Raw genomic sequence first — 22,947 nt, forward strand, 5'->3', positions numbered from 1 at the left:
GCCGATGTGCTCAGCAGCATCGCCGACATCCCCCAGAACCGTCTCCACGAACTGCTGCCATGGAATTGGCGCGCAGCCGAAGATCAACGCGAAGCCGCCTGATCCGCGGCCTTCACCGAATGCCTACGAAGATGGCGGCCCGAACGCGATGGCTATTGTAGGCACTTCGGCACAGATGCGCTCCACAACGGAATGCCGTCGGCCTGATTGTCTGAGTAAGGGCACCGCGCCATCGCGATCCTGGACGTCGGCACCATGGACCATGGCGGAAAGACTGCTTCCATAGCGAAGATGTGCGCGACTATGGCACACGCGGGCGGTCGAGTTCCACATGATGGCTTCCAAGGTTGGTGTCGCAACCCCTTGCAATCATATCGAAACTCGATCGTCCACCATTACATAAGTGTTCCGACACAGCCTCTAAAGGTACCATGCATCTGGGTACGGCTTAGCTACAGGATCCATACGTTCTTTTGAAAAGCTAGGATGAGAGGCCGGATCATTATCCAGCCAACGTGCCCAACGGGATAGGAATAACGCCACTTCAGCGCCAGGTGGGATCGTTTCCCCACGCGAAGCCTTCTCGGTATGTATGAACTGCGCTTCTGAGTTGTAAACGATACGATAACCTAAGTTACGAATACGAAGACATAAGTCAACATCATTGAATTCTAGACTGAAACGCTCGTCAAATCCGTTTGTTTGCTTGAGGATAGATAGCCTGGTTGCGAATACGGCACCGGTTACCACAGACCATTCTCGCTGCGCGATTGCCCAGTTATTATAGGTTTCTGACTCTGGTGGCCAACCAAGCCATGCATGAACAACGGTACGAAATGATGGGAACATACCAACATGCTGGATGCTGCCGTCATCATAATGGAGACGAGCCCCGACTCCACCAACGCTATCATCGACGGAAAAGCTGAGAAGTGCAGAGATCCAGTCGGGCGTCGTGGGCATGGCATCATCGTTCAAGAAAATGATTTGTTCGTCGCGGGCTTCGCGCCACAGCCTATTCATCTTGGCAGAATAGTTAAATGGTTCGTCCGGCATACGCGGTGTTTCAATCCGCTTAAGTTTGAACGGCCAAGGCTGTTTTGCCCAATCGACTTCACCGACAATGTCGTCTCCGACAATTACTGTGATACGATCCATCGGCCATGAAGCCTGCGCGATGCGGGCTAGCAAGGTTTCGATATAAGTCTTCTTCGATTGAGGCCTAAGCGTTCGTCGCGTGGGAATTACAATCGTAACAGCAGGCCTATTGTTCCTATCGAAACTCCGTCGCTGGAGCAGCAAACCTGAAGCGGTCCCGTGAACAAGATTTATATCAGCGAAATCCTTGCGCGCCCTTATCGCATCGCGACGCGTTTCGACTTCAGCTATGGGACGCTTGCCTTCATAGCCGATTACTACTTCAGGGATACGCGTGATGACGCCACCGGCTTCGGAAACCCGCAGAATCAGGTCATATAACACCGCTGTTCCACGCCCCTCATTTAGACCACCAATGTCTATTAGCATCTTACGGCGCACTGCGACCGGCGCACCGATGTAATCCAGCGAAACAAGCAGAGTGCGATTGAAATCTGGCTTCAGATTGAGGCGATTGATTATAGGTTCGCCTGCCGCAACATCGTCGGCATAGAAGAGCGACACATCTGGTCGATTTGTCGATGAACTGAGAAAATAGTGCCGTGTTTCAGGCGCTACATAGGCATTGCGCGGTGCGAATAAAATCCAATCTGTCGCAGGACCATCAGGAATCGCTTCGCCGTTCCAGGAAAGATCGTCTTCCAGAGGTACGGGGACCAGACCTTCCGACCTTGGAAAATCACGAAAACGGCGCGCGCCAGAAAAATCAGGATCGACCTGCGGTGGTGGCGGAAGGTGAATCTTCTTCTTGGAGCTTGCAATGTCCTTCGTGGCGGTGTCCGAATTTTCAATCGCACCCTTAAAGCTGGCCTTAATCGCCTCCGCTACCGTTTCATAAGACAGAATATGTTCGATATTGGCCTTCGCTGCACGTCCTATGGCGGTATCGCCAGCCATGATGGCTTTTGCCGCTTTCACCAGCGCGGCGGCGAAGGCCGTTTCATCAACCTTGGCCCAGCGATGACCGGCAAGATAATGGCCGTAATTTTGATCCAGAGTCCACAAGGTCGCAGGGACCGGATACCCACATGTTTCGTTGATGAAATCTTGGGTTCCGGCATAATCGGTCGCAACGACCGGCTTGCCAACCGCCATCGCTTCGGCGACCGTCAACCCAAACCCTTCGGAACTGTGAGGCGAGGCATAAATATCGGCCGCCGCCATCAGACTTGTGACTTCATCGGCATGAAGCGAGACTTCAAGAATGCGTACACCCGGCGTTGCATTGGCCAAAGCCATAAGCGCCTGGCCCGCTTCCGGCCGGTCGTGCAGATGTTTGGTTTTGAGTACCAGCGTCCAGCCCTGTGCTGCCAGGCCAGATTTCGCAAAAGCGCGAATAAGCCCGTCGGGATTCTTGCGAACGAGGTAGCTGGCTCCATCAAAAATATAGAGGATGACCTTGAGTTCAGGGTCGATCCCAAATCGCCGCAATATAGTGCCGCGATCGGACGCAATCCGCGCCGGCACACGTACGGGATGAGGCACGACATCGACCGGCACGTCTACTTCGGCTGAAAAAACGTCCGCGCAGTAAGTGCTGGGCGCCCATATCCGGTCTACCGAATGGAGTTCCTGGCGCCATGCGGGCGGCAATCTGTCGGTTTCCCAAACCCAATAGCCGATACGCTGCTTGGCAGATCGGATGATGGCCCGCTGTTCGTCCGTCAGAACGTTCCACGAATCCGGATTAAGATGCACGATCGCAATATCGGGACGTCCCTGAAAATCGATCATTTCGACCGGTGGACAGATCAGTCGGTGAATGTGGAACGGTTTGACGACAGGATAGGCGTTGACGCTCACATTGAGATGGCGAAGCGCACTAAGCATTTCGCGACTGGCTGCGCCGAGACCATTTTCATAGTTCCATGGACCGAAATAGGCGATCCGCAATGGATGATCATTGGTTATCATGTCAAACTGACGAGGATTGAACAGCAGTTCGTTGCTGGGACCGGCCGGAACCGAGGAAATTTCAGCCGCTCGTAAAGCCGCCCGCACAAGCTCTATATCGAAGCCTGCTTTTTTGAGGACAGATGGCCATTGCTGACGAATTTCCTTCAGCATGTCATGCTGATCGGTAACTTCCTTAAACTTGTCGCGCAGCATCAGCAACTTGATGAATGGGAAGCCTTGATCGATCAACTCGCGCCAGCTGAAGAATGTAGGGTTCGCTGAAAAGGACCCTGCGTAGAGCGCCTGCACGGTAAGGCCTGCCGCTTGCATGTTCGCGGCAAAAGGCACTTCGTAGGTGCGGATAACTTCGTCCTTGTCGTCAATCCGGCGAAGGTCGCGAATGAAATGCTGGAACCCCCAGGAACTGAGCGCCTTGGGTTTGAACCCCAGAAAATAGCTTTGCACATGCCAGCCATATTCATGGCTGGCCGTCAGCGCGACGATATCGGAGGGGCATTCGCGCACACGGGCCATCATCGCCGCGAATACATCGACATCAGCCGTGGGAATGAGGCTGTCATTCGTCATCACAAGCAGGCCCGCGCCAAACAGAGCTGGGTAAAGCCGAAAGGCATGCGCCCAAGCACCGAAATCATATCCGGCGTTGTCCCGCACGATGATGCCGGAAGCGGCGGCTACTTCCTTATCAAGCAGTTCAAGTGGACGATCGACAATGACAACAAGAAGAACCGATAGGCCTGACCGGGAAAGCTGCTCGATATAGGGGAGAATATGAGGCTTGAGCCGCCCCGCCGGCGCGTGGGTGACAAGCAAAGCTGCATCCTCACCAGGAGCGAGCGTGAATTCCTTTACGATGACGTGACGTATGCCATTGGATTGTACGACGGCATGAAACGCGGCGTTTCCTTTACACTGACGCCCTTCTGCACGTCCATGCATGACATAATGCACGAGCGGGTTAAGCCCGGACATACCAACGTCCGGATAGGCTGTCAGATAATAGCGGGTATCGAAATTGGGACCTGGATCCCGACCTTCCTGATAGCCATGATTGATATAGTGATAGAAAGCCGTCTGGCCTTCGGAAATAACGTCAGGATATGTTGATTCATACCAGCTTGGATCGAATACACCTTCTTCTCGATTAAAGTTGGTATCTATAAGCGCTTGTAGGTTTTCAAATTCCCGCTTCTTTTTTTCCATTCTTCTTTTTTTTGTACGGAACAATGCCCTCTTGATGTCACCACCCAAACTCATCGAATTTCCCCGTACAAATAAATAATCAGAACTTAAAATTTTTCAATTTAGCAATTTTTTTCATCAACTTTCTTTTAATTGATATATTTTTCCTAATATTTTTACTAGATTTATCATAAATTTCGTTCCCCATATATATATTCGGCCTGCGTTCACCGTCATTTATCGCTACCAGTTCGCGCAGATGCAGCTTTCCGATCGCTTCGTCAGAAAAGGCCGGCGTGTAATAGATGCAATCATCGAAATAATAATGTGTCACTTGCGACCACCGGGTCAAGCGAGGGTCGTTCTGGGGGCTCCCTCCGTGCAGCAAGTTCGCGCACCAGATGAGTGCCTGTCTCTTGCGCGGCAGAAAGACTTCCTGCTGCGCTCCATGTGCACCACACAATGCCTGCCACGCAGGGCCGTAGGGATCCTGTGCTGATGCAAGGTCGCTACCATAACCGCGGCGGCCGATTAGGGCATTCGTCATGATCGGCCATTTGTGCGATCCGGGATAGTAGAAGAGCGGCCCCGCGTCCGATCCGATATCCTCCATCGCCAGCCATACGCCGCACATGAAACGTTCGGGCAGGCTGGAGAAATGGACGGAATCCGAATGGGCATCTTGTTGGGTGCCGACCGGGAAATTCAGCGTCTGGAACGGAAAGGCCTGGCGGCCATAAAGTTTGCTCAGAAGGTCGAGCACCGCTTGGTTGGCGGCGATGGCGCGAACATCTTCGTCAAATTGCCAGGCATCCTGCACGCGCCGTTCACCTGCAGTCTTGTCGCTATGCGGATCGGCGAAATCGATGCCGTAGCGCGGCCCCAGATGGCTCTGAATCCGCTCGATGCGGCCATCCAGGTCCGCGTCGGGGAAATCGAAGACGGCATAACCCTTTTCATGCAGATCGGTGGCGATCCGCTCTTCCTCCGCGCTCCATCCCCATTCCGCCTTGAGCGCCGGAAACAGCGGAGATTCGATCAGGGGCAGGCCGGGAAAGATGTTGGTCAAGCGCGTCAGTCCCTTTGCGGGCGTGAATGATAGGGCGGCGTCACCGCCTGAATTGATCGAGCGTCAGGCGAAGAGCCCGGATGCAGCCTCCACGCCCCTGCCTTATCTGTTTCAATATCGAAGAAAAGTCATGCCGGATCGTACCGCAATCGTCCAGTTCGCGATAAAGGGTCCAGAAGGCTTCTATCCCCACGACCTGCGGCATCAACCAGGCGCCATGATAGCCGAAGCTGGCCGCAACATCCCCTGCCCGTTCGGCGGCGAAACAGTCGGCAAGCGCGCGCGGGGCAAAACGCATGCCCTGCCGCTCTAGCCAGTCGCGATTGATGCGGGCGATCGCGACATCCTCGGGATGGGAAGGATGGAAGGCAGGGTCGCGGCACAACTGCATGAGGCGACGGCTGCGCAAGGAAAAGCCACCATTACCGACATCATGGCCATCGTCGAACTGAGGCCAACCGGCACCGATATAGTCATAAGTGAGAAAATCGGGGTGCCAGCGCGATGCGTCTAGTACATGGCCGTCCCACTGAATCACTAGGCAATGGCTGGTTTCGACATGATCGACCAATTGCGTCAGGATGAAATCGGAATAGGCTCGCGACGATGTAACGGGTGCGATCGGCACCACGGTAATGCCGGGATGATCGGGCTGCACCGGGCTGTCGGTCAGCAGCAGCGCGGCCGCGACATCGATTTGCGCTAGACTGATTTCCAGCGCCCGGATTGTTGCCGAGATATTGACTGAACTGACCGCGCACAGCGTCACCTGCGGCAGAGGGGCGCGAGCAGCCATTACAGATCCATCAATCACAGGGCCACCGCAAACTGTTCGCTGGCGCGGCTGAGTTGCGGATGGTGATAAGGATCGTAGATTTCATCGGTCTTCCACAGGCGCTTGAGCGCGGCCAGTTCTCCCGCAAAGCGCGCCGCACCCACTGGATCGCGATCCAGCCCGCGTGACACCGATTCATGATGAATGAGGGTCGCGCGCGGTTCGTAAAGCGACTGCCAGCCCCGCTGGTTCAAACGCAGGCAGAAATCGACATCGTTGAAGGCGACGGCGAAATCCCTTTCGTTAAGGCCGCCCACCGCCATGAACTTGTCGCGTTCCACCACCAGACAAGCGGCAGTCACGGCCATCGTGAATTGCGGCAGGCTGTGGCGATGAAAATAGCCTTCCTCATCGGGATGCAGGAACCGATGGGCATGGCCCGCCGCATTGCCAACGCCGATCACGACGCCCGCATGCTGGATGCGCCCGTCGGGATAAAGCAGCCGTGCGCCCACCGCGCCGACGTCTGGCCGCAGCGCCTGCGTTGCCAGGATCGCCAGCCAGTGCGGGTCGGTCATTTCGATATCGTTGTTGAGCAGACAGAGCAGCCTGCCCTGGGCTTGCACTGCCGCGCGATTGTTGATCGCCGAATAGTTGAACGCGCCGCTGTGTCGCAGCACGCAGTGACGGACGGGATCGAGCGCTGCGAGATAAGCCAGCGTTTCGGGATCGTCGCTGTCATTGTCCATAACGATGACATCGACCTGCGGGTAATGAGCCGCCGTGACACCCTCGAGACAGGTGCGCAGCAGGTCCACTCGGTTGCGGGTCGGCACGATGACCGACAGCGGCGGCAGTTCGCGGGCTATGTCGATCGGACGGGCGGGAAGGCGCGGCGACGGGCGATGGCGGCGGTGGTGCAGCATCTGACGCAGGTGAATGGGTGCTCCCTGCCCCCGTTCCACCATGTTCGCGATCAACCCTGCGGCCCAGTCGGCCCTGTCGGCCACAGCCTCCAGATCGGCGCGAGTTCCATGAACGATGCAGGCGCCGGTCAGATAATCCTGTTGCCGAAATAGTTCGTTGTTCCAGTCGGGTTTGAAATAGGGTTTAGCGCGACGGCGGCCAATCAGCAGGTCGTCGTCGGCATAGATAAGCTGTGTTGCGCCGTCGATCATAGTTGCGCGATAAGCATCTGCCGTGCCGGGTGCGAGCCGGTCACCAGGACGGACAGGTAACAACCAGGGATTGGCGCTCCAGTCGATTTGCGCGATGGCTGCGGCAAGCGTGGGCGTTTCGGGAGCGCCGATGGCAAGCAGCGTTAGAGCTTCAACCATCATACTTTGCCGAGTAGACGCCAAAGATTTCGGATCAAAGCCGCCGGTCAGGTCGACAAGACCGATAATCGGGCATTGTGCGTCGGATTGGCTATGCGCCCTTCCCTCACGTTCCTGCCGCAAGACCCAGAGCCGATACGCCCTTGGCGACTGACTGAGCAGCGGTGCGAACTGTCCGCGGGCGCGGACCCTCTTGCGCTTGATCCACCATTTGGTCGCGGTGAGATAGGCGCGCGGTTCAGCTCGAAAAGCGTCGAAATGGACGGACGCCGTTAGCCATGCGTCACCGATCCGCTTGAAATGATGAACTATCGACGTCGATCGCATGAGGTTTTGGCAAATAACGACTTTGGCCCCGATCACCAAGGAAATCCTTGGCTTTCGGCAGAAAAGATATCATGAGGATACCAGATAGCTATTGGATTGCCTGATGCTAGCCGATAGCTATACAGTTATCCCATGCCTACCATCGCCTTCATCAGTCCAAAGGGGGGCGTCGGGAAAACCACCGCTGCCCTGCTCCTTGCCTCCCAACTGGCACGGGGTGCCAAGGTGACGGTGATCGACGCCGATCCCAATCACCCCATCGCCGCATGGGGCAAGGACGCGCAACTGCCGGACAATCTGTCGATCGTCGCAGATGTCGATGAGGATAATATCCTCGACAAGATCGAAGAGGCTGCGGCGCAGACGCCCTTCGTCATCGTCGATCTGGAAGGGACGGCGGCCAAGATCGTGCTGCTGGCGGTCAGCCAGGCCGATCTGGTGGTCATCCCGATGCAGGGATCGCAGTTGGACGCTGAACAGGCGAGCCGGGCGATCCGGGTGCTCAAGCAACATGAGAAAATGACTGGGCGGGCCGTGCCCTATGGCGTGCTGCTGTCGCGGACCAGTCCGATCATCCGCACGCGAACCATGGGACATATCCAGGACGGGCTGGTCGATGCCGGCGTGCCGATGTTCACGACCCAGTTGCATGAGCGCGAAGCGTTTCGCGCGATTTTTTCTTTCCGCCAGACGCTGGAGGAACTGGATCCCAAGGATGTTTCCAATCTGGACAAGGCGATCGCCAATGCCGAGCAATTTGCCGTCGAGGTGATCGAAAAGCTGCGAGCCAGCAGGAAAAATGCCGTCAAGGCAGATGAGGTAGCAGGATGAGCAGGGCCAATCCCTTCGGCGATCTGGATGATTTCGGGTCGGACAATGGCGCCAAGCCAGTACCGGCAGATGCGATCGAGAAAATCGCGCAAAGCAGCGGCTTTCCAAGCCGGAAAGCAGGCGCCACACCCTTGCCTGAGACAGCGAGTGAGACAGGTGAAACGCCCCCCCCCTCCCCTGCCCCGCCGCCGGTCCAGCCAACAGCCCGGCAGCCGCGGCGGCATGTGACCGGGCGCAACCGCCAGATCAATATCAAGGCGACTGAAGAGACAATCACGGAATTGTACCGGATCGCTGATGATATGGGGATGCCGCTGGGCGCAGTGCTGGAACAAGCGTTGGCGGCGCTCGCCGCACAGCGCGGAAAACAAGATATCGGATAGCTACCAGTTAGCTATCCGATATCATTTGATGGAACTTGTCCGGAATGTCGGACAGGATATCGGCGAACGATAGATATCAAGGTGCAGCCGCCGCCTATGGCTTGGTCTAGGTTATTGGACGGGTTTTTCGGCGATTTTAGTCATGATCTGCCGACCATCCTGGTGCAGCGCATCCATCATGAATCGCCAGACATTGGCCGCGTCGCTTTGATAGCCCAATTCGGATTCTTCGCGGCCGACATAGCGGATGATTTCCAGACCGGCCTCCTGCATGGCCCGGTCAGGTTCATGCAACGCGTCGATCACAGCCATCACCTGCGGGAGATAGTCCGCTCAGCGCGGTGCGCCGGCGGACAGGCTGTCTTCATCCTCCCCCTGAGCACGGCACAAACTGCGGGCGGCTTTTTCAATCGGGCTCATGATCCGGATGCTCTCCCCAAGCATGCCATGGGTCAAGGTGATTTTGAAAAGGATATCGGATAGATATCTTATAGATACCAAGATAAATTACTCTTTTTGCACAGGAGAGGGTACCAGCATGGTTTCGTCCTTTCGCCGTGCCATCCTTGTGAAACAGCCCAAGCCGCTTGCTCCCGTTGGGGAGCATTCGCGCCGCGGAGCGGCGCGTCCTGTCCTAGCAGTCTGAGCAAGATTTATGTTGGGAGCATGGGTTAAGGTCATGCTGAGCCGTCAGGCCTTAGGTTGTTGGCCGACTAGGCCAACTCCGCTGATTATCCTTTATATATGACTCCATGAGCGGTTGCGGATGATTATGAGACTCACGCTCTCCCTCATTCTGTTCCATTCGGGCATCCAGCGCTGCTTCCATTCGCGCCAGGATCTTGGCCAGCTTGCCCTTCTCCATCGTCTTGCGCCGTTCCTGCGGACAGAGCGCCGCACGCATCGCCGCCATATCCTCTTGTCGGTCGGCTTCGCGCTGGACCTGATCGTCGGGCAGGGGGGCAGGGCGCATCCAGCGTGGCATATAGCGTTGCACGATCTCGGGCAGGAAGGCGCGATAGACGTTGGACGTCTGGGCATAGCGCGGGCCGGGGCCATCGCCCTCCACGCGCTTGAACCGGCGCTGGCGCACCAGAAAGCCGATATTTTCCAAGATACGCAGCGCCCGCGCGACCGTGGCGCGGCCAAGGCTGGTCGCATCGGCCAGATAATCATAGCTGGGAAAGACCCGGCCGCGGTTCAACCGGGCCAGGGTCAGGATTTCCTCCAGCACGCGCACGCTGGCCGCCGTGAGGGTGGTCAGCAATTGTTCGGCGGTGGTGAGGATGCGGCCGTCGCACCGCGCTTCGCGGCGCAGCTGGCGTCCCGCGTCCAATATGCGCCGTGCGGCGCGCAACAGCCGATCGGGTTCGCCCTTGGCCGGGCTGGCGAAGAAAAGATGTTCGAACGTGCCGGCCTCCACGCTGTCGCGCAGCACCGGGGCGCCGGTGGGATTGGGGGCACCCGACCGGCTCTTGCGGCGCGATTCCGTGGTGCGCGCGGATTGACCCGCGCCATATCCCGCCGCGGCTGCGCCCAGCGCGCCAGCTATCGCCTCACCAAAGGCAAGTGTTCCCATTCGTCCCTCCACATGGAGGACCGTCACCGGACAAAAAGAGGGCGTGGCGCGAAGCGCGCATCCTTGAAACGGGTTTCTTTATGGAGTAGGAAGAAGGGGTGTGATCCCGGTTCGACGTTTGGCGACGTCGCTCCACTATTCCAACGGATGCCCGGCCTTCGTGCCGGGCGTTCTTTTATGTGGTCACAGCCACCCCTTCATTTGAAATCCCCACCGGTCCGCGACCGGCCTGTTGATGGATGCCGGCACAGGCCGGCAAGGGCGCATAGTCGCAGCAAAAATCCTACACTGGAAGGCCTGACGGTTCGTGCTTTCGCGTAGGAATGTCGAAAATCGTTCGTGCTTTCGAGTAGAAATGGCCGCTAACTTCGTGCTTTCGAGTAGGAATGACCGCGCACATTCGTGCTTTCGAGTAGGAATGTCGGCGCCCTATTCGTGCTTTCGAGTAGGAATAGCGATGCAGGCACGAATCAGGATGCAGCCAGTCCTTGCGATGGGACGTTCAGGACAAGCGATCGCCAGTCCTGTGAAAGGATGCCGGCGGAGGATCAGATGCCAGGTGCGGCGTCCAGCGCGAGGGATGCGCGGCGCGTGATGATGACCCGTGCCGGGGTCGGACGACGCCCGGCCTTGCGGGGCATTTCGTCAGTTTCCGGGGCGGCTGCGGCGGCCGCATCTTCGATCATCTGGATATCGTAACCGGGAATGGCATTGGCCGCCGCTATCTGGCGCATGGCGATGCGGAAATTGGACAAAGGGTTTTGAAAACCGGTCTGGAGCTTGAGCAGTTGGAGGTCCATGTCGAGCGGTTCGCCATCCACGCAAGTCGAGCGCGCGACTTCATAGATGCGGCGCTCTATGGGACCGAGCTGAAAATAGGTGGAGGCATAATCGAGCACCTGCCCATCGCGTAAAATGGCGCGAAATAGCCAGTCGCACAGGCGCACCTTCACGGATTTCAGCCGTTTTTCGCCATTGGCCGAACGCGCATATTGCAACCGTGCTTCCGACAACCAGGAAAAGAAACCTTCCTCGCCCTCGCCCCCGGCTTCGATATTGGTGCGGATCTGTGTGCCCTGGAGCCGCTCCAGCGCATCGGCCAGGCGGGAATAGGAGCGGGCGCTGTGATTGGCACCGGTGACGGTGAACAGGTCGTGCGCGGTGAAGGTGAAATCCTGCGAAATCGCCATGCCGGCCTCGATCTTCGCGGCCATCAGGCTGGCGATATAGAGAACGATTTCCTTGTCATAAATGGTGGCGACACCGCGCGCGCTGGGCCGCACCTCGATCGTCACGGTGGGCGTGGAATAGGAGAGGGGCTTCATCCACGCATTTTTGGCGAGCGCGAAAAAAGGAAAGGCCATCAGCGATCGTTCGCCGCGGATCTCGCCCAGCAGGGGGCTGTCGAGCTGGAACAATTCTCTTTGCGCTATGCTCATGATGATCGCTCCATAGCCGAAAACCGGCTTTTCCTATTTCTACTCGAAAGCACGAATTTGGCATTTTGCCGTTTTTTTCCGTCCGGTGACCGCGTAGGGGGATCTTCATACCCCGAATGAGGGATGCGCGGCCCGAATGACCGGCTCTCGCCCCGCGCCCTTATCCCTCGGCCACCGCGCCATCAAAGGATAGCGGCGCGTTGGCGGCCGGCCTGTCATGGAGCGAGCGCACCCGCGCCTCATGCTCCTCCAGCAGCCGGAGGCCCGCACGCACCACGTCGCTGGTGGAGCCGTAACGGCCAGAGCGCACCTGTTCGCTGACGAAATGGCTGAAATGATCGCCGATCGTGATGGACGTGTTGCGCGCCATGATGGGTCCTGACTGGCGGATAAGAGTAGGAAAGTTATACCAATAAATAATACATAGCAATGGATATCAATTAGATATCACTATGGTACCTAATTGATATCTAAATATAATGAGGCTAACTGCTGCGTGATGCGATCAGAGAAATAGGGATATCGCATTGTAGTCACAAATAATCTCTGCATAGAGTTACCAAAGTCGTCATGAAATGGCGTCAAGGGAATTTGAATGGATCATATGATACAGCTGAAACCTGCCGGTTCCGACATTCTCATTACGCCAGTCATCCTGGCGGGCGGATCTGGCACACGCCTGTGGCCCTTGTCGCGCAAATCCTATCCCAAGCAGTTCGTACCGCTGGTAGGGGAGGCAACCCTCTTTCAGGCGGTCGCCAGGCGCCTGTCTGGCAAAGCGAAAGATTTTGTCTTCGACAGACCGATGGTGCTAACCAACGCCCTGTTCCGTTTCATCATCGCCGAGCAGTTGACACAGGAGGGGATCGACCCCGACGCTATCCTGATCGAGCCGGAGGGACGTAACACAGCCCCTGCCATATTGGCCGCCGCGCTGCATCTGGCGAAGCGCAATCCTGATGCGATCATGCTGGTGGCACCGTCCGACCATGTTGTACCCGATGTCGATGCCTTTCACGATGCCGTGGGCAAGGGGCTGGCCGCGATCGAAAGGGGCGATCTGGTGACGTTCGGCATACAGCCCACGCGGCCGGAAACTGGCTATGGCTATCTGGAAATCGCAAGCCCACCCGACGGGTCTGGCGCGCCGATCCCCCTGACCAGCTTTGTCGAAAAGCCCAATGCCGCCCGCGCGCAGGAGATGCTGGCGACCGGCAATTATCTTTGGAACGCTGGGATTTTCCTGTTCGCGATCAAGGATATCATCGCCGCGTTCGAACGCTACGCCCCCGCCATGCTGGACAGCGTGCGGATTGCCGTGGGCGAAGCGGAAGCCGATCTAGGCTTCCTACGTTTAGCGGCCGATCCGTGGAGCAAAGCGGACAATATCGCCATCGACGTCGCCATCATGGAACGCGCCGACAATCTGTCGGTCGTTCCCTATGATGCGGGATGGTCGGACCTGGGCGACTGGGATGCGGTGTGGAGCCATATGCAGCCCGATGAAGATGGCGTGTCGCTGTCGGGCGCGTCGACGGCGATCGATTGCCGCAATTCGCTGTTGCGGTCGGAAAGCGAGGGACTGGAGATTGTCGGGCTTGGCCTCGACAATATCGTCGCGATCGCCATGAACGACGCGGTGCTGATCGCAGACAAATCGTGCACGCAGGATGTAAAGAAGGTTGTCGAGGCGCTGCAACGGAAAGGCGCGGTGCAGGCCGAAACCTTCCCCAAAGATCACCGGCCCTGGGGCTGGCACGAAAGCCTGCTGATCGGTGGGCGTTTTCAGGTCAAGCGTATCACCGTGCTGCCCGGCGCCTCCCTCAGCCTGCAAAGTCATTTCCATCGGTCCGAGCATTGGATCATCGTGGAGGGAACGGCCCGCGTGACGCTGAACAACGACAGTTCGGTGCTGACCGAAAACCAGTCCATCTACATCCCGGTCGGCGCACAGCACCGGATCGAAAATCCGGGGCGCATCCCCATGGTGTTTATCGAGGTGCAGACTGGCCCTTATGTGGGTGAAGATGACATCATCCGCTATGAAGACCGTTATGCGCGGGCATGATCTTGGCCATTCCAACGGCTGACACATGGTGACCGACCCGATTGTACCGCAGCATTTCCTCGCCAGCGGCGCGAGCGCGGAACTGTTCGATATCGGCGAGGGGCGGGTCATCAAGCTGTTTCGCGACAGCGTGTCCGAAGAGATGATCGCGCGCGAAGCCGACGCGTCCGTCCATGCCGGTGCATGTGGCGTGCCGACAGCTGCGGCGATCGAGCGGCGGACATGGGACGGGCGGCGGGGCATTGTCTATCCCCGGCTTGAAGGCGGGACGGTGATGGACTGGATTCGCCGCAACCCGATGCGAGCGGGATGGGCGCTGGGCCGGATGGGCGACATCCATGCCGCCATGCACCGGGCCGGGGGAGGGACATTACGTCCGCTCAAGCAGGTGCTGGCGACCGATATCGCCTATGGGCCTGCGCCCGTCGCGCTGCAACGCGCCGCCATCGCCTATCTCGATATGCTACCGGACGGAGAAGCTCTGACGCATGGCGACTTTCATCTGGGCAATGTCATGATGACGCCGCAGGGGATGATGGTGATCGACTGGTCGAAGGCGGCGGCGGGGCATCCGGCGGCCGATGGTGTGCGATCCGAAATGCTGATGCGCTTTGGCATCGGGCCGACCGACTGGGTAACGAACCTGTGGCGCGACTGGGCGGCGGGGCGGTTGGGTAAAAGCCATATGAAGTCATCCGCCGTGTCGGCGCACGACATCAATGCATGGCGACCCGTCGTGGCGCTGGCTTGGCTTCGTGCACGGGACGCCGGGCGCACGCCGGCGTTTATGCGATATCTGGACAAAGCGTTGCAGCAAGTGGGGTTGCCCACGCTGCGCTGATGCGGATCAGGCGGGCTTTTCCAGCACCGCCAAGCTTTGCCAGAAAGGAGGATGGTCCTTGCTGTCCTGCCCGTTAGTAAAGCGCGGTTCTGCAAATCCGGCGTTGCGGGCGAAGCGATGGATCCAGTCGCGATGCAGAAACGCGTCGAGATGTTCCGCAGCATTACCTCTGCGCAGATGATCGAGATTGGCGTTCCACACCCGATCATGTTCCGGCTCTTCCATTTCGAGGAAGGAGAAGATCATCTTGCCGCCGGGCCTGAGCGCACGAAAGGCATCGGAGGTGTAGAGATAGGATTCACCGGGATAGAGGTGGGTGAAGACCGACCAGTGAAAGACCATGTCCAGTGATGCGTCGGGCGCAACGATCCGGGGCGTTACGTTGAGCAGCACGTCATAACCCGGACATTGTCGGGCCAGTTCGTCGATCAGTTCCTGGACGACATCCGCGCCAGTATATTGGCCTCGCCACCCGGTGCGGACAAGCGCCTGCGCCGTGCGGCCGCAACCACAGCCCAGATCATAGACGGTCATGCCATCTACCAGTCCATGATGGCGCAGCACCGCGACATGACCGTCGCCGATCGACATGAAATCCGCCATCGTCGGCGCGCCGATCGCCTGCGCTAGCGCAAGCGCCGGGTCGTCGGGCAGGGATTTCAGCTTGGCGCGGACGAGCGCGCGATAGTCGCGGACGGAATGGCTTTCACGAGTCTTTGCCGACGAACGCTTCCTGCGAAGAAAATGAGGTAGCTTGATCATCAAAGTCTCCGCGGCAGATTGTGCTACAAAATCATCAGGATGAGAGACGATTGCAGCCGGATTGCCAATCGTTGTCAATCTGATCCGAACAGGTCGCGCGTGAAGATCTTGTCTGCCACATCTTCCATATCCGGCGTCATGCGGTTGGCGATGATGATGTCACATTCCTGTTTGAACGCGCCAAGGTCGCGCACCACGCGCGAACCGAAAAACGCCTCTTCCTGCATCGCGGGCTCGTAGATCACGACTTCTATGCCCTTGGCCTTGATCCGCTTCATGATGCCCTGGATCGAGGATTGGCGGAAATTGTCGGACCCGGCCTTCATCACCAGGCGGAAGACGCCGACCTTTTTCGGGCGCTTCGCAATGATCTGATCCGCCAGGAAATCCTTGCGCGTGTGGTTGGCGTCCACGATCGCGCGGATGAGGTTTTGCGGCACTTCGGAATAGTTGGCGAGTAGCTGTTTGGTATCCTTGGGCAGGCAATAGCCGCCATAGCCGAAGCTGGGATTATTATAATGCGACCCGATGCGCGGGTCGAGGCCGACGCCGGTGATGATCTGGCGCGAGTCCATATCATGGGCGATGGCATAGCTGTCCAGCTCGTTGAAGAAGGCGACGCGCATGGCGAGATAAGTGTTGGCGAACAGCTTGATCGCCTCCGCTTCGCTGGGGTCGGTGAACAGGATTTCGACGTCCTTCTTGACCGCGCCCTCCAGCAGCAGATCGGCAAAGATGCGCGCCCGGTCCGACCGTTCGCCCACGATGATGCGCGAGGGGTGGAGATTGTCTTGAAGCGCCTGGCCTTCGCGCAGGAACTCCGGGCTGAAGATGACCTGATCGGTGCCGAGGCGGCGGCGGACATCCTCCACAAAGCCGACCGGGATGGTCGATTTGATCACGATGGTCGCATCGGGATTGGCCGCCTTTGCGGTCTGGATCACGGCTTCGACCGAGGAGGTGTCGAACTTGTTGGTGCCGACATCATAATTGGTCGGCGTCGCGACGATCACATAGTCGGCGCCAACCAACGCCTGATGCGGGTCGAGCGTGGCCGCGAGGGTCAGCGGGCGGGTGGCGAGGAACTCTTCCAGTTCGGCGTCGACGATCGGCGATTGGCGCGCATTGAGCATGTCGACCCGCGCCGGTGTAATATCGACCGCGACCACATCATGATGCTGGGCCAGCAGGACGGCATTGGAAAGCCCGACATAGCCCAGGCCAAAAACAGCGATCTTCATTCTTCGTCATTCCTTGCATCACGCGCCGCCATGGACGCGCCCGGCACCCCGGATCAGCATCTGGCATCCCTGCGACGGATAGGACCGACTTACAACCGTTCATCGCAGGGGATGAAATGCAATTTCCCCTTTCATCTCTCAAATATGTGATAAAGGACATTATCACATATATACACTCGGTCCGATTTCCATGTTGCCGTCGATCCCATTGCCCTCGCTCATCCTGCCGCCGATCGTTGCGGAGGCGCCGCCGCATGTGCACATGCGCTTTCTGGAATTTTTCGCAGCCAATATCCGTAACCCGCATACGCGGCGCGCCTATGCGAAGGCGGCGGGGGATTTTCTGACTTGGTGCTTTGGCCATGGCGTTCGCAACTTGAGCGATATTGCGCCTATTCATGTGGCGGCCTGGATCGAGACTTTGGGGCAGTCGCTTGCGGCACCGAGCGTGAAGCAACGGCTCGCCGCGATCCGCCATTTGTTCGACTGGCTGGTGACGGGGCAGGCGATCCCAACCAACCCCGCCGCCAGCGTGCGCGGACCGGCGCACAGCGCGCGGACCGGGCGGACGCCGGTGCTGGAGGCAATAGAGGCCCGGGCCTTGCTGGACGCGATCGACATATCGACGCCGGCGGGCCTGCGCGACCGGGCGCTGATCGGCCTGATGATCTACAGCTTTGCGCGCGTCGGCGCGGCGCTGGCGATGAAGCGGGAGGATGTGTTCGTGCAGGGACGGCGGCTATGGCTGCGCCTGCATGAGAAAGGCGGCAAGCGACATGAAATGCCATGCCACCACAGCCTGGAGGATTATCTGCTATCTTATATAGAGGTATGCGGGCTGGACGAGGGGAGGGGACCACTGTTCCGCACCGTCGCGCGGGGCCGCCGGACGCTGAGCGATCGGGCGCTGCGTCAGGCCGAAGCCCATGCTATGGTGCGTCGCCGCGCGCTGGCTGCGGGAATCGAGACGCAGATCGGCAATCACAGTTTCCGCGCGACCGGGATCACTACCTATCTCAAAAATGGCGGCAAGCTGGAAAATGCCGCCGCCATGGCCAACCACAGCTCGACCCGCACGACGCAGCTTTACGACCGGCGGCGCGACGATATCAGCCTAGCCGAGGTGGAGCGGGTGCGGATTTGAAATTATTCGTAAATAAGAATTTTTTTAATAAAATAAAAAGGAAGTGACTGGATCATTGACCAAGTCACTTCATGTAATCACTTCTTAGTCGATTGGATTTTCGTCCGGTTCCTGATGCCTGGCCAACATTTCGATTTCGCCGGCCAACAACGTGCCATCAGAAACCTTAAAGCCACTGGCTTCGTCGATGACGTCGTCGCCTTGATATTGGCCTAAGAACTGCTGAAACCGTTCAAGGGCTGCCCTTACATCGTCTGGCATGATCTTCTCCGACAGAGCGTGATTGCCCCTCTGTAAGACGCCCGCTTCCCCACTTTGTTCATCATGGGAAACGCCGATAATCCTCGACACTGTCAGATCGCGGATGGCCAAGAATGCTGCACAGCCGCCAACCTCCTGACCGCTTTGGAACTCACTGCAAGACGCTAGGGCGCATTACGTGCTATCCCCCCTCTATCACCTCGCTAGCCCCGCAGCCTTCTTTGCAAGGCTCATCCAGCGGCGGCTGACAATGGCGGATCGCTGGAAAAACCGCTGCCATTCGTCAACCACAACGCAACCCTCACGGCACAACTTTATGACCGGCGGCATAACGACCTCAGCCTGGCAAGGATGGAAGAGGTGCGGATTTAGGCTTTTATAGTTCAGCCTTTGTGGTAATGCTTTTTTGCATTAAATGTAGTTTAGCATTGAGGTGATGACTATGGCGACATTGAGCGTGACCGCACGAGGCCAAGTGACTTTCCGGAAGGATATTCTCAATCATCTTGGCATTCAGCCTGGAGGCAAAATCAGGCTCGATCTGTTGCCCGATGGCAGAGCAGAACTGAAAGCCGATAAACCCAAAGGGTCATGGCGGGAGTTGCATGGCATGCTCAAAGGCAAGACCAACGGCGCTCGATTCTCGATCGAAGAAATCAACAACGCCATTGCCGAAGCAGGTGCTGCTGCCGGCATGACCGGCTTGGATGATAAATGAGGATTACAGCCGACACGAATGTCCTGCTGCGCCTGATTCTGGCGGATGACGAAACCCAGAGCCTGATTGCCGTCGAAACAATGGAGCGCGCAAAACTGGTTGCCGTCAGTATACACACTCTATGCGAACTCGTTTGGGTCATGGAACGTCTTTACAAGACGGCCCGGCCAGACATTGCCATCGCGATCAGGGCTTTGATCGACGCGGAGAATGTCGTCATCAATCGGCCTATGGTAGAAGCAGGCCTTACTGTCCTGGATGCAGGAGGTGATTTTGCTGACGGGGTTATTGCATTTGACGGTCGTTTCCATGGCGGCGAAACTTTCGTCTCATTCGACAAGCAAGTGGTTAAGCTGCTGCAAGGGCAGGGGATTGCCGCCTTGCAATTAAAATAGTCATGCGATCGGTGTTCACTCGCTGAAGCACCGGCGGCGGCAGCATTTCTTGTCATGATCTGCGTAAAATCGATCTGATAAACTGGGGTCATGAACGGCACTTATCCGGTCAGCGCCGAGATCAACCTGCGCTGTCGGGTTTCACCTCAATCGTGCATCGCACCGGCTCTTTGGCTTTCGCGGCTCGCTCGCGACACGCCTCCACGATTTTACGGTTGGCATCCGACAATGGCGACGCAGCCACAATCGCGCTCCAACTTTCCGGTGCAGCCGCCTGCATCAAACGCTGCCCCGCATCCCACGCGCCGCGCTCATCAAGAACGCGGGTCGCCATACGCTCGGGCCAGTGCCAGCTTGGCGGCATGGACCGCGCGATCGGCCCCGCCAGCACCGCATAGAATAAAAAGCCCAGCACCAGACCGCCGCCACCGAAAATATAGAGCCAGCGATTTTGCTCGTCGCCGCGCCGCGCCGATGCAAGCCGGTTGTCGATCTCGCGTGCGGCCTGATCCAGCCCCGCGCGCGCTTCGGCGACAAGCCGCGCATCTTCCCGACGCGCAGCCGTAGCCGCCGCTGCAATCTGGCTTGCCATGGAATCGGGCGTCATCGACAGGAGCGGGCTTTTGGCGATGGGGTCGATCCGCTGGGCAAGAGCCACCAATATCTTTTCGGTGCGCTCAAGCGTCGGCTGATAATCGGGAATGTCGATGGACTCCCGCGCGGCGGTCAGTCCCTCGACAGCAGCGCGCAGCAACGACACCTCGCGCGTGAGTTGCTCGAACGCCCGTGCCGCGCCATCCTCGCCCTGCCTGTCGTCCTCATCCACATGCGTCTCCTTACCGGCTCATGCCGCGATCACGGCCTATCCCAAGCTCCTGCGTCAACTGGCGGCCCAGCTCGCCGCCGCCCATCTCACGGCCCCGGTTTATGCCAATCTCAAGGCCAAGATCACGGGTACGACCGCGCAACACCGATTCCATTTGCGGATCGCGCTCAAGGCTTTTAGCCATGCCCGCCATCTCCTTGCCCGCATGCTCGCGGCCTGTTATGTCACCGGCACGATAAAGCCGATCACGGTCCTGAGAGAGCTGTTGCCAGCGTTCCACGAACCGATCTGCGCGCAGATTGGGATCGGCCCGCACACGGGCTTCCTGCGCCATCGCGTCAATCAGCGGGCCGCTGCGCCCCGCCGCTGAATCCCGCAACAGGGCAGGGTCGCGCTGGATCGCCGATTGAAGATCGTGCGAGGCTCCCGGCCTGATCTGCTCAAGCGCCTGACTGGTGCGTTCCAGCGCGACCTTCTGATGCTCCAGGATCGGCGCGCCCGATGCGCCGGCCTGCAACACCGCCTCAGCCGAACGCGAAGCCCGTTCAACGGCGCGCACATAGTCGCGATCCTGGTCACCCACAGGGGTTTTCGTCGGCATGGACGGGGCAGGCGTGGCATTGAGCTTCAAGCCCGCAAACATGCCGTGCCGCAGCTTCTGCTCGGCCGCGGTCGTGCGCTCGGCCGCCCCCGGCTTGAAACCGCCGAACGCTCCCCGCTTGATAGGCGCTATCTCGCCACGCGGATCTCGCTGGATGGCACGCGCATTGTCGGGCAAACGGATCTCGCCCGACAAGCCGCGACGGTCGGCGAAAGCACGAATGTCCTGCGCCGTATCGCGGGAATAATCGGACGCCATATCCTTTGCCCGCTCGCGCCCCAGCGTCCGGGCAAGCTGGCGATCATCGGCGAAGTCATCGCGGCCATGATGGAGTTGCACGCCGTCGCGGTGTCGCGACAGCGCCACATAGGCGGAATGACGGTCCATGCCGGGAGTGGCGAGGACATGCGCCCGATCGACCGTCACACCCTGGGATTTATGGATGGTCGCCGCATAGCCATGATCGACATGGGCATAGTCCTTGAGGTCGAACACGACACTGCGCCCATCATCGAGCCGCACCGCCATGCCGTCAGACGATACACGCTCGACCTGCCCCAAGGTGCCATTTTTCACGCCTAGCCCGCGCTCGTTCTTCAGGAACATGACGCGATCGCCGCTGGCAAATTCACGCGGTCCCCGTTCGGCCGACACGCGCACATCGCCGCCCAGCTCACCGGATGCACGCAGTCGCTCTCTCGCGGCCAGATTGAGGTCATGCACTTCGGCGTTGGTATGGGTGAGAATGATCCGGCTCTGATCGGGCGCTGCGATACGCTCGGTATCCCAACGGTCCACCAGACTTGCGCGCGCCTGTTCGCGCGTCTCGGCCACATGGACCATGCCATGATCGGAATAGGCATGGATCGCCTCACTGGCCCTGCCGGTCGCCAGCGCCTTCGTCGCATCACGCTGCCAATCTTCCCGCTGCCGGCGTATCTCGGTAATCTCGGCCGCACCATGACGCTCAGTAAGGGCACGGAATGACGCACCGGCCTCGATCGCCTGCAACTGTTCTGGATCGCCGACCATGACCACCTTGGCCCCGGCCTGTTCGGCATGAGCCAGCACCCGCTCCATCTGGCGGGTGCCGATCATGCCGGCTTCGTCGATCACCAGCACATCACGGGGACCAAGCTGCTCACGCCCCTGGCCCCACTGATATTCAAGACTGGCGAGCGTGCGCGACTGGATGCCCGATCCGCCTTCCAGATTCTCGGCCGCGATCCCCGACAGCGCCGCGCCGTGCACGGTATAGCCCTGTGCCTCCCATGCCTCGCGCGCTACCCCCAGCATGGCCGACTTACCGCTGCCGGCATAGCCAACCACAGAGGCGAGACCCCGGCCTTCTGTGATATGATCCAGTGCGCCGCGCTGCTCGACCGAAAGAACAAGCCCCCGCTGCTCGGCCGCCATCACAGCGCCGTCCCGATGGGAAACGGAAACGCCATGCTGCGCCATGCCGGCAAGCCGATCGCCGATGCGTTCCAGACGCTGCTCCATCTCGATCATATCGCGGGAGGTAAAGCGATCCTCACCGCGCCCATCCTTGCCCAGCGCCACCAGCTCGGGCGAGGCGCGCACCGCGCTCATCACCTGATCGAACTGATCCTTGCCGTCGCTATGCCGGAACGCGAACTGCGCCAGATCACGCCGCGTGAACGTCGCTTGTTGGCGCGTGATCGCGTCCAGCGCGATCTCGGGCCGCGCAATGATCTTCTCGCCATTTTCCCGCGCGATCCGGGCATGGTCATCGACCCGCTCGGCCTCAAGCCCCTGTTCGGGCATACGCGACGCCGCCGGCCCGATCTTGTGTTGCGGCTCAAGGTCGATGCCTTGCGCCTCCAACGTGCGATGGTCTATGCGGGCATCAATATCCAGCTCGGCCAGACGCTCGTTAACGTGATCGGCCCACTCCTCGCGCCACTTCTGCAATAGCGCTGTACTGTTCCAGTCGCGCACTTTTTGGCCCCTGTGCATTATTCGGCCACAGATTCACGGTAGGCGAGCTTGAGGGACGTCGGCGCCAGCTTCTCTGCCAGGGATTGCGCTACGTAAGCCGTCGCGGCCACACAAAAAGGCCGGCACAACGG

The 22,947-nt window shown here is 58.8% G+C and carries 20 protein-coding genes and 1 pseudogene; 8 read left to right on the plus strand and 13 right to left on the minus strand.

Features of this window, described 5'->3' with window-relative positions; all coding sequences use genetic code 11:
- Positions 1-118: 118 nt before the first annotated feature.
- The 5 genes and pseudogenes from F4U94_RS24860 to F4U94_RS22345 all read right to left on the minus strand — a co-directional run.
- Positions 119-282: pseudogene (locus tag F4U94_RS24860) on the minus strand (IS5/IS1182 family transposase); the annotation flags it as partial.
- A 138-nt stretch (positions 283-420) separates the two neighbouring features.
- Positions 421-4,332, minus strand: coding sequence for a glycosyltransferase (locus F4U94_RS22330; protein ID WP_150412243.1), 3,912 nt, complete (start codon positions 4,330-4,332; stop codon positions 421-423).
- Between the two features lie 25 nt (positions 4,333-4,357).
- On the minus strand, positions 4,358-5,326 hold the full coding sequence (locus F4U94_RS22335) for a phytanoyl-CoA dioxygenase family protein (protein WP_150412244.1): 969 nt from the start codon (positions 5,324-5,326) through the stop codon (positions 4,358-4,360).
- Between the two features lie 40 nt (positions 5,327-5,366).
- Entirely contained in the window at positions 5,367-6,122 is a 756-nt protein-coding gene (locus F4U94_RS22340) for a DUF5672 family protein (RefSeq protein WP_150412245.1), read from the minus strand.
- 14 nt (positions 6,123-6,136) lie between these two features.
- Positions 6,137-7,765 carry a glycosyltransferase family 2 protein gene (locus tag F4U94_RS22345; protein ID WP_150412246.1) on the minus strand — a complete coding sequence of 543 codons (1,629 nt, stop codon included), beginning with the start codon at positions 7,763-7,765 and terminating at the stop codon, positions 6,137-6,139.
- A 132-nt stretch (positions 7,766-7,897) separates the two neighbouring features.
- Here F4U94_RS22345 and F4U94_RS22350 point away from each other — a divergent pair, with 132 nt between their 5' ends.
- From F4U94_RS22350 to F4U94_RS24690, 3 genes are all read left to right on the plus strand, one after another.
- Positions 7,898-8,596, plus strand: coding sequence for a ParA family protein (locus F4U94_RS22350; protein ID WP_150412247.1), 699 nt, complete (start codon positions 7,898-7,900; stop codon positions 8,594-8,596).
- 224 nt (positions 8,597-8,820) lie between these two features.
- A complete protein-coding gene (locus tag F4U94_RS24685) occupies positions 8,821-8,979 on the plus strand; it encodes a hypothetical protein (RefSeq protein WP_170271989.1) in 159 nt (52 codons plus the stop codon).
- 114 nt (positions 8,980-9,093) lie between these two features.
- A complete protein-coding gene (locus F4U94_RS24690; RefSeq protein ID WP_170271990.1) occupies positions 9,094-9,462 on the plus strand; it encodes a hypothetical protein in 369 nt (122 codons plus the stop codon).
- Between the two features lie 214 nt (positions 9,463-9,676).
- Here F4U94_RS24690 and F4U94_RS22360 read toward each other — a convergent pair whose 3' ends face one another.
- From F4U94_RS22360 to F4U94_RS22370, 3 genes are all read right to left on the minus strand, one after another.
- Positions 9,677-10,558: a helix-turn-helix domain-containing protein gene (locus tag F4U94_RS22360; protein WP_150412248.1), complete on the minus strand. Its 882-nt coding sequence runs from the start codon at positions 10,556-10,558 to the stop codon at positions 9,677-9,679.
- A 548-nt stretch (positions 10,559-11,106) separates the two neighbouring features.
- Positions 11,107-11,997 carry a replication initiator protein A gene (locus F4U94_RS22365; protein ID WP_150412249.1) on the minus strand — a complete coding sequence of 297 codons (891 nt, stop codon included), beginning with the start codon at positions 11,995-11,997 and terminating at the stop codon, positions 11,107-11,109.
- A 160-nt stretch (positions 11,998-12,157) separates the two neighbouring features.
- Entirely contained in the window at positions 12,158-12,367 is a 210-nt protein-coding gene (locus tag F4U94_RS22370) for a type II toxin-antitoxin system ParD family antitoxin (protein WP_150412250.1), read from the minus strand.
- A gap of 225 nt (positions 12,368-12,592) precedes the next feature.
- Between F4U94_RS22370 and F4U94_RS22375 the strand changes: the two genes are divergently transcribed.
- Positions 12,593-14,065, plus strand: a complete 1,473-nt coding sequence (locus F4U94_RS22375; RefSeq protein ID WP_249042103.1) for a mannose-1-phosphate guanylyltransferase/mannose-6-phosphate isomerase — start codon at positions 12,593-12,595, stop codon at positions 14,063-14,065.
- A 25-nt stretch (positions 14,066-14,090) separates the two neighbouring features.
- The gene (locus F4U94_RS22380; protein ID WP_150412251.1) at positions 14,091-14,906 is read left to right on the plus strand and encodes a phosphotransferase family protein; all 816 of its coding nucleotides are present in this window, start codon (positions 14,091-14,093) and stop codon (positions 14,904-14,906) included.
- A 6-nt stretch (positions 14,907-14,912) separates the two neighbouring features.
- On the opposite strand, the gene F4U94_RS22385 is transcribed toward F4U94_RS22380, so the two are convergent.
- Both F4U94_RS22385 and F4U94_RS22390 read right to left on the minus strand, forming a co-directional pair.
- Complete coding sequence (locus F4U94_RS22385; RefSeq protein WP_150412252.1) at positions 14,913-15,668, minus strand: class I SAM-dependent methyltransferase; 756 nt, start codon at positions 15,666-15,668, stop codon at positions 14,913-14,915.
- 74 nt (positions 15,669-15,742) lie between these two features.
- Positions 15,743-16,909, minus strand: a complete 1,167-nt coding sequence (locus F4U94_RS22390) for a nucleotide sugar dehydrogenase (protein WP_150412253.1) — start codon at positions 16,907-16,909, stop codon at positions 15,743-15,745.
- A gap of 190 nt (positions 16,910-17,099) precedes the next feature.
- On the opposite strand from F4U94_RS22390, the gene F4U94_RS22395 reads away from it, so the two are divergent.
- The gene (locus F4U94_RS22395; protein WP_150412254.1) at positions 17,100-18,053 is read left to right on the plus strand and encodes a tyrosine-type recombinase/integrase; all 954 of its coding nucleotides are present in this window, start codon (positions 17,100-17,102) and stop codon (positions 18,051-18,053) included.
- A gap of 84 nt (positions 18,054-18,137) precedes the next feature.
- On the opposite strand, the gene F4U94_RS22400 is transcribed toward F4U94_RS22395, so the two are convergent.
- Positions 18,138-18,425 (minus strand): hypothetical protein, encoded by a 288-nt coding sequence (locus tag F4U94_RS22400; protein ID WP_150412255.1) that lies wholly within the window; start codon positions 18,423-18,425, stop codon positions 18,138-18,140.
- 331 nt (positions 18,426-18,756) lie between these two features.
- Between F4U94_RS22400 and F4U94_RS22405 the strand changes: the two genes are divergently transcribed.
- Together F4U94_RS22405 and F4U94_RS22410 are read left to right on the plus strand one after the other, a co-directional pair.
- Positions 18,757-19,032, plus strand: a complete 276-nt coding sequence (locus F4U94_RS22405; protein ID WP_150412256.1) for an AbrB/MazE/SpoVT family DNA-binding domain-containing protein — start codon at positions 18,757-18,759, stop codon at positions 19,030-19,032.
- Positions 19,029-19,427: a type II toxin-antitoxin system VapC family toxin gene (locus F4U94_RS22410; RefSeq protein WP_150412257.1), complete on the plus strand. Its 399-nt coding sequence runs from the start codon at positions 19,029-19,031 to the stop codon at positions 19,425-19,427. The genes F4U94_RS22405 and F4U94_RS22410 overlap by 4 nt, the downstream gene beginning before the upstream one ends.
- A gap of 121 nt (positions 19,428-19,548) precedes the next feature.
- On the opposite strand, the gene F4U94_RS22415 is transcribed toward F4U94_RS22410, so the two are convergent.
- The gene (locus F4U94_RS22415; RefSeq protein WP_150412258.1) at positions 19,549-20,253 is read right to left on the minus strand and encodes a DUF6118 family protein; all 705 of its coding nucleotides are present in this window, start codon (positions 20,251-20,253) and stop codon (positions 19,549-19,551) included.
- 10 nt (positions 20,254-20,263) lie between these two features.
- The gene (gene traA, locus F4U94_RS22420) at positions 20,264-22,834 is read right to left on the minus strand and encodes a Ti-type conjugative transfer relaxase TraA (protein ID WP_150412259.1); all 2,571 of its coding nucleotides are present in this window, start codon (positions 22,832-22,834) and stop codon (positions 20,264-20,266) included.
- Between the last annotated feature and the right edge of the window lie 113 nt (positions 22,835-22,947).

The sequence above is a fragment of the Sphingobium limneticum genome, from assembly GCF_008710155.1.
GTDB classification, from domain to species: Bacteria; Pseudomonadota; Alphaproteobacteria; order Sphingomonadales; family Sphingomonadaceae; genus Sphingobium; species Sphingobium limneticum.

Excerpts from the sequence above, each read along its gene's own strand:
- F4U94_RS22395 (WP_150412254.1), top strand. The coding sequence starts at position 17,100 with ATGTTGCCGTCGATCCCATTGCCCTCGCTCATCCTGCCGCCGATCGTT.
- F4U94_RS22370 (WP_150412250.1), bottom strand. The coding sequence starts at position 12,367 with ATGGCGCGCAACACGTCCATCACGATCGGCGATCATTTCAGCCATTTC.
- F4U94_RS22350 (WP_150412247.1), top strand. The coding sequence starts at position 7,898 with ATGCCTACCATCGCCTTCATCAGTCCAAAGGGGGGCGTCGGGAAAACC.
- F4U94_RS22410 (WP_150412257.1), top strand. The coding sequence starts at position 19,029 with ATGAGGATTACAGCCGACACGAATGTCCTGCTGCGCCTGATTCTGGCG.
- F4U94_RS22380 (WP_150412251.1), top strand. The coding sequence starts at position 14,091 with ATGGTGACCGACCCGATTGTACCGCAGCATTTCCTCGCCAGCGGCGCG.
- F4U94_RS22330 (WP_150412243.1), bottom strand. The coding sequence starts at position 4,332 with ATGAGTTTGGGTGGTGACATCAAGAGGGCATTGTTCCGTACAAAAAAA.
- F4U94_RS22345 (WP_150412246.1), bottom strand. The coding sequence starts at position 7,765 with ATGCGATCGACGTCGATAGTTCATCATTTCAAGCGGATCGGTGACGCA.
- F4U94_RS22405 (WP_150412256.1), top strand. The coding sequence starts at position 18,757 with ATGGCGACATTGAGCGTGACCGCACGAGGCCAAGTGACTTTCCGGAAG.
- F4U94_RS22390 (WP_150412253.1), bottom strand. The coding sequence starts at position 16,909 with ATGAAGATCGCTGTTTTTGGCCTGGGCTATGTCGGGCTTTCCAATGCC.
- F4U94_RS22360 (WP_150412248.1), bottom strand. The coding sequence starts at position 10,558 with ATGGGAACACTTGCCTTTGGTGAGGCGATAGCTGGCGCGCTGGGCGCA.
- traA (WP_150412259.1), bottom strand. The coding sequence starts at position 22,834 with ATGCACAGGGGCCAAAAAGTGCGCGACTGGAACAGTACAGCGCTATTG.
- F4U94_RS22365 (WP_150412249.1), bottom strand. The coding sequence starts at position 11,997 with ATGAGCATAGCGCAAAGAGAATTGTTCCAGCTCGACAGCCCCCTGCTG.
- F4U94_RS22375 (WP_249042103.1), top strand. The coding sequence starts at position 12,593 with ATGGATCATATGATACAGCTGAAACCTGCCGGTTCCGACATTCTCATT.
- F4U94_RS22340 (WP_150412245.1), bottom strand. The coding sequence starts at position 6,122 with ATGGCTGCTCGCGCCCCTCTGCCGCAGGTGACGCTGTGCGCGGTCAGT.
- F4U94_RS22385 (WP_150412252.1), bottom strand. The coding sequence starts at position 15,668 with ATGATCAAGCTACCTCATTTTCTTCGCAGGAAGCGTTCGTCGGCAAAG.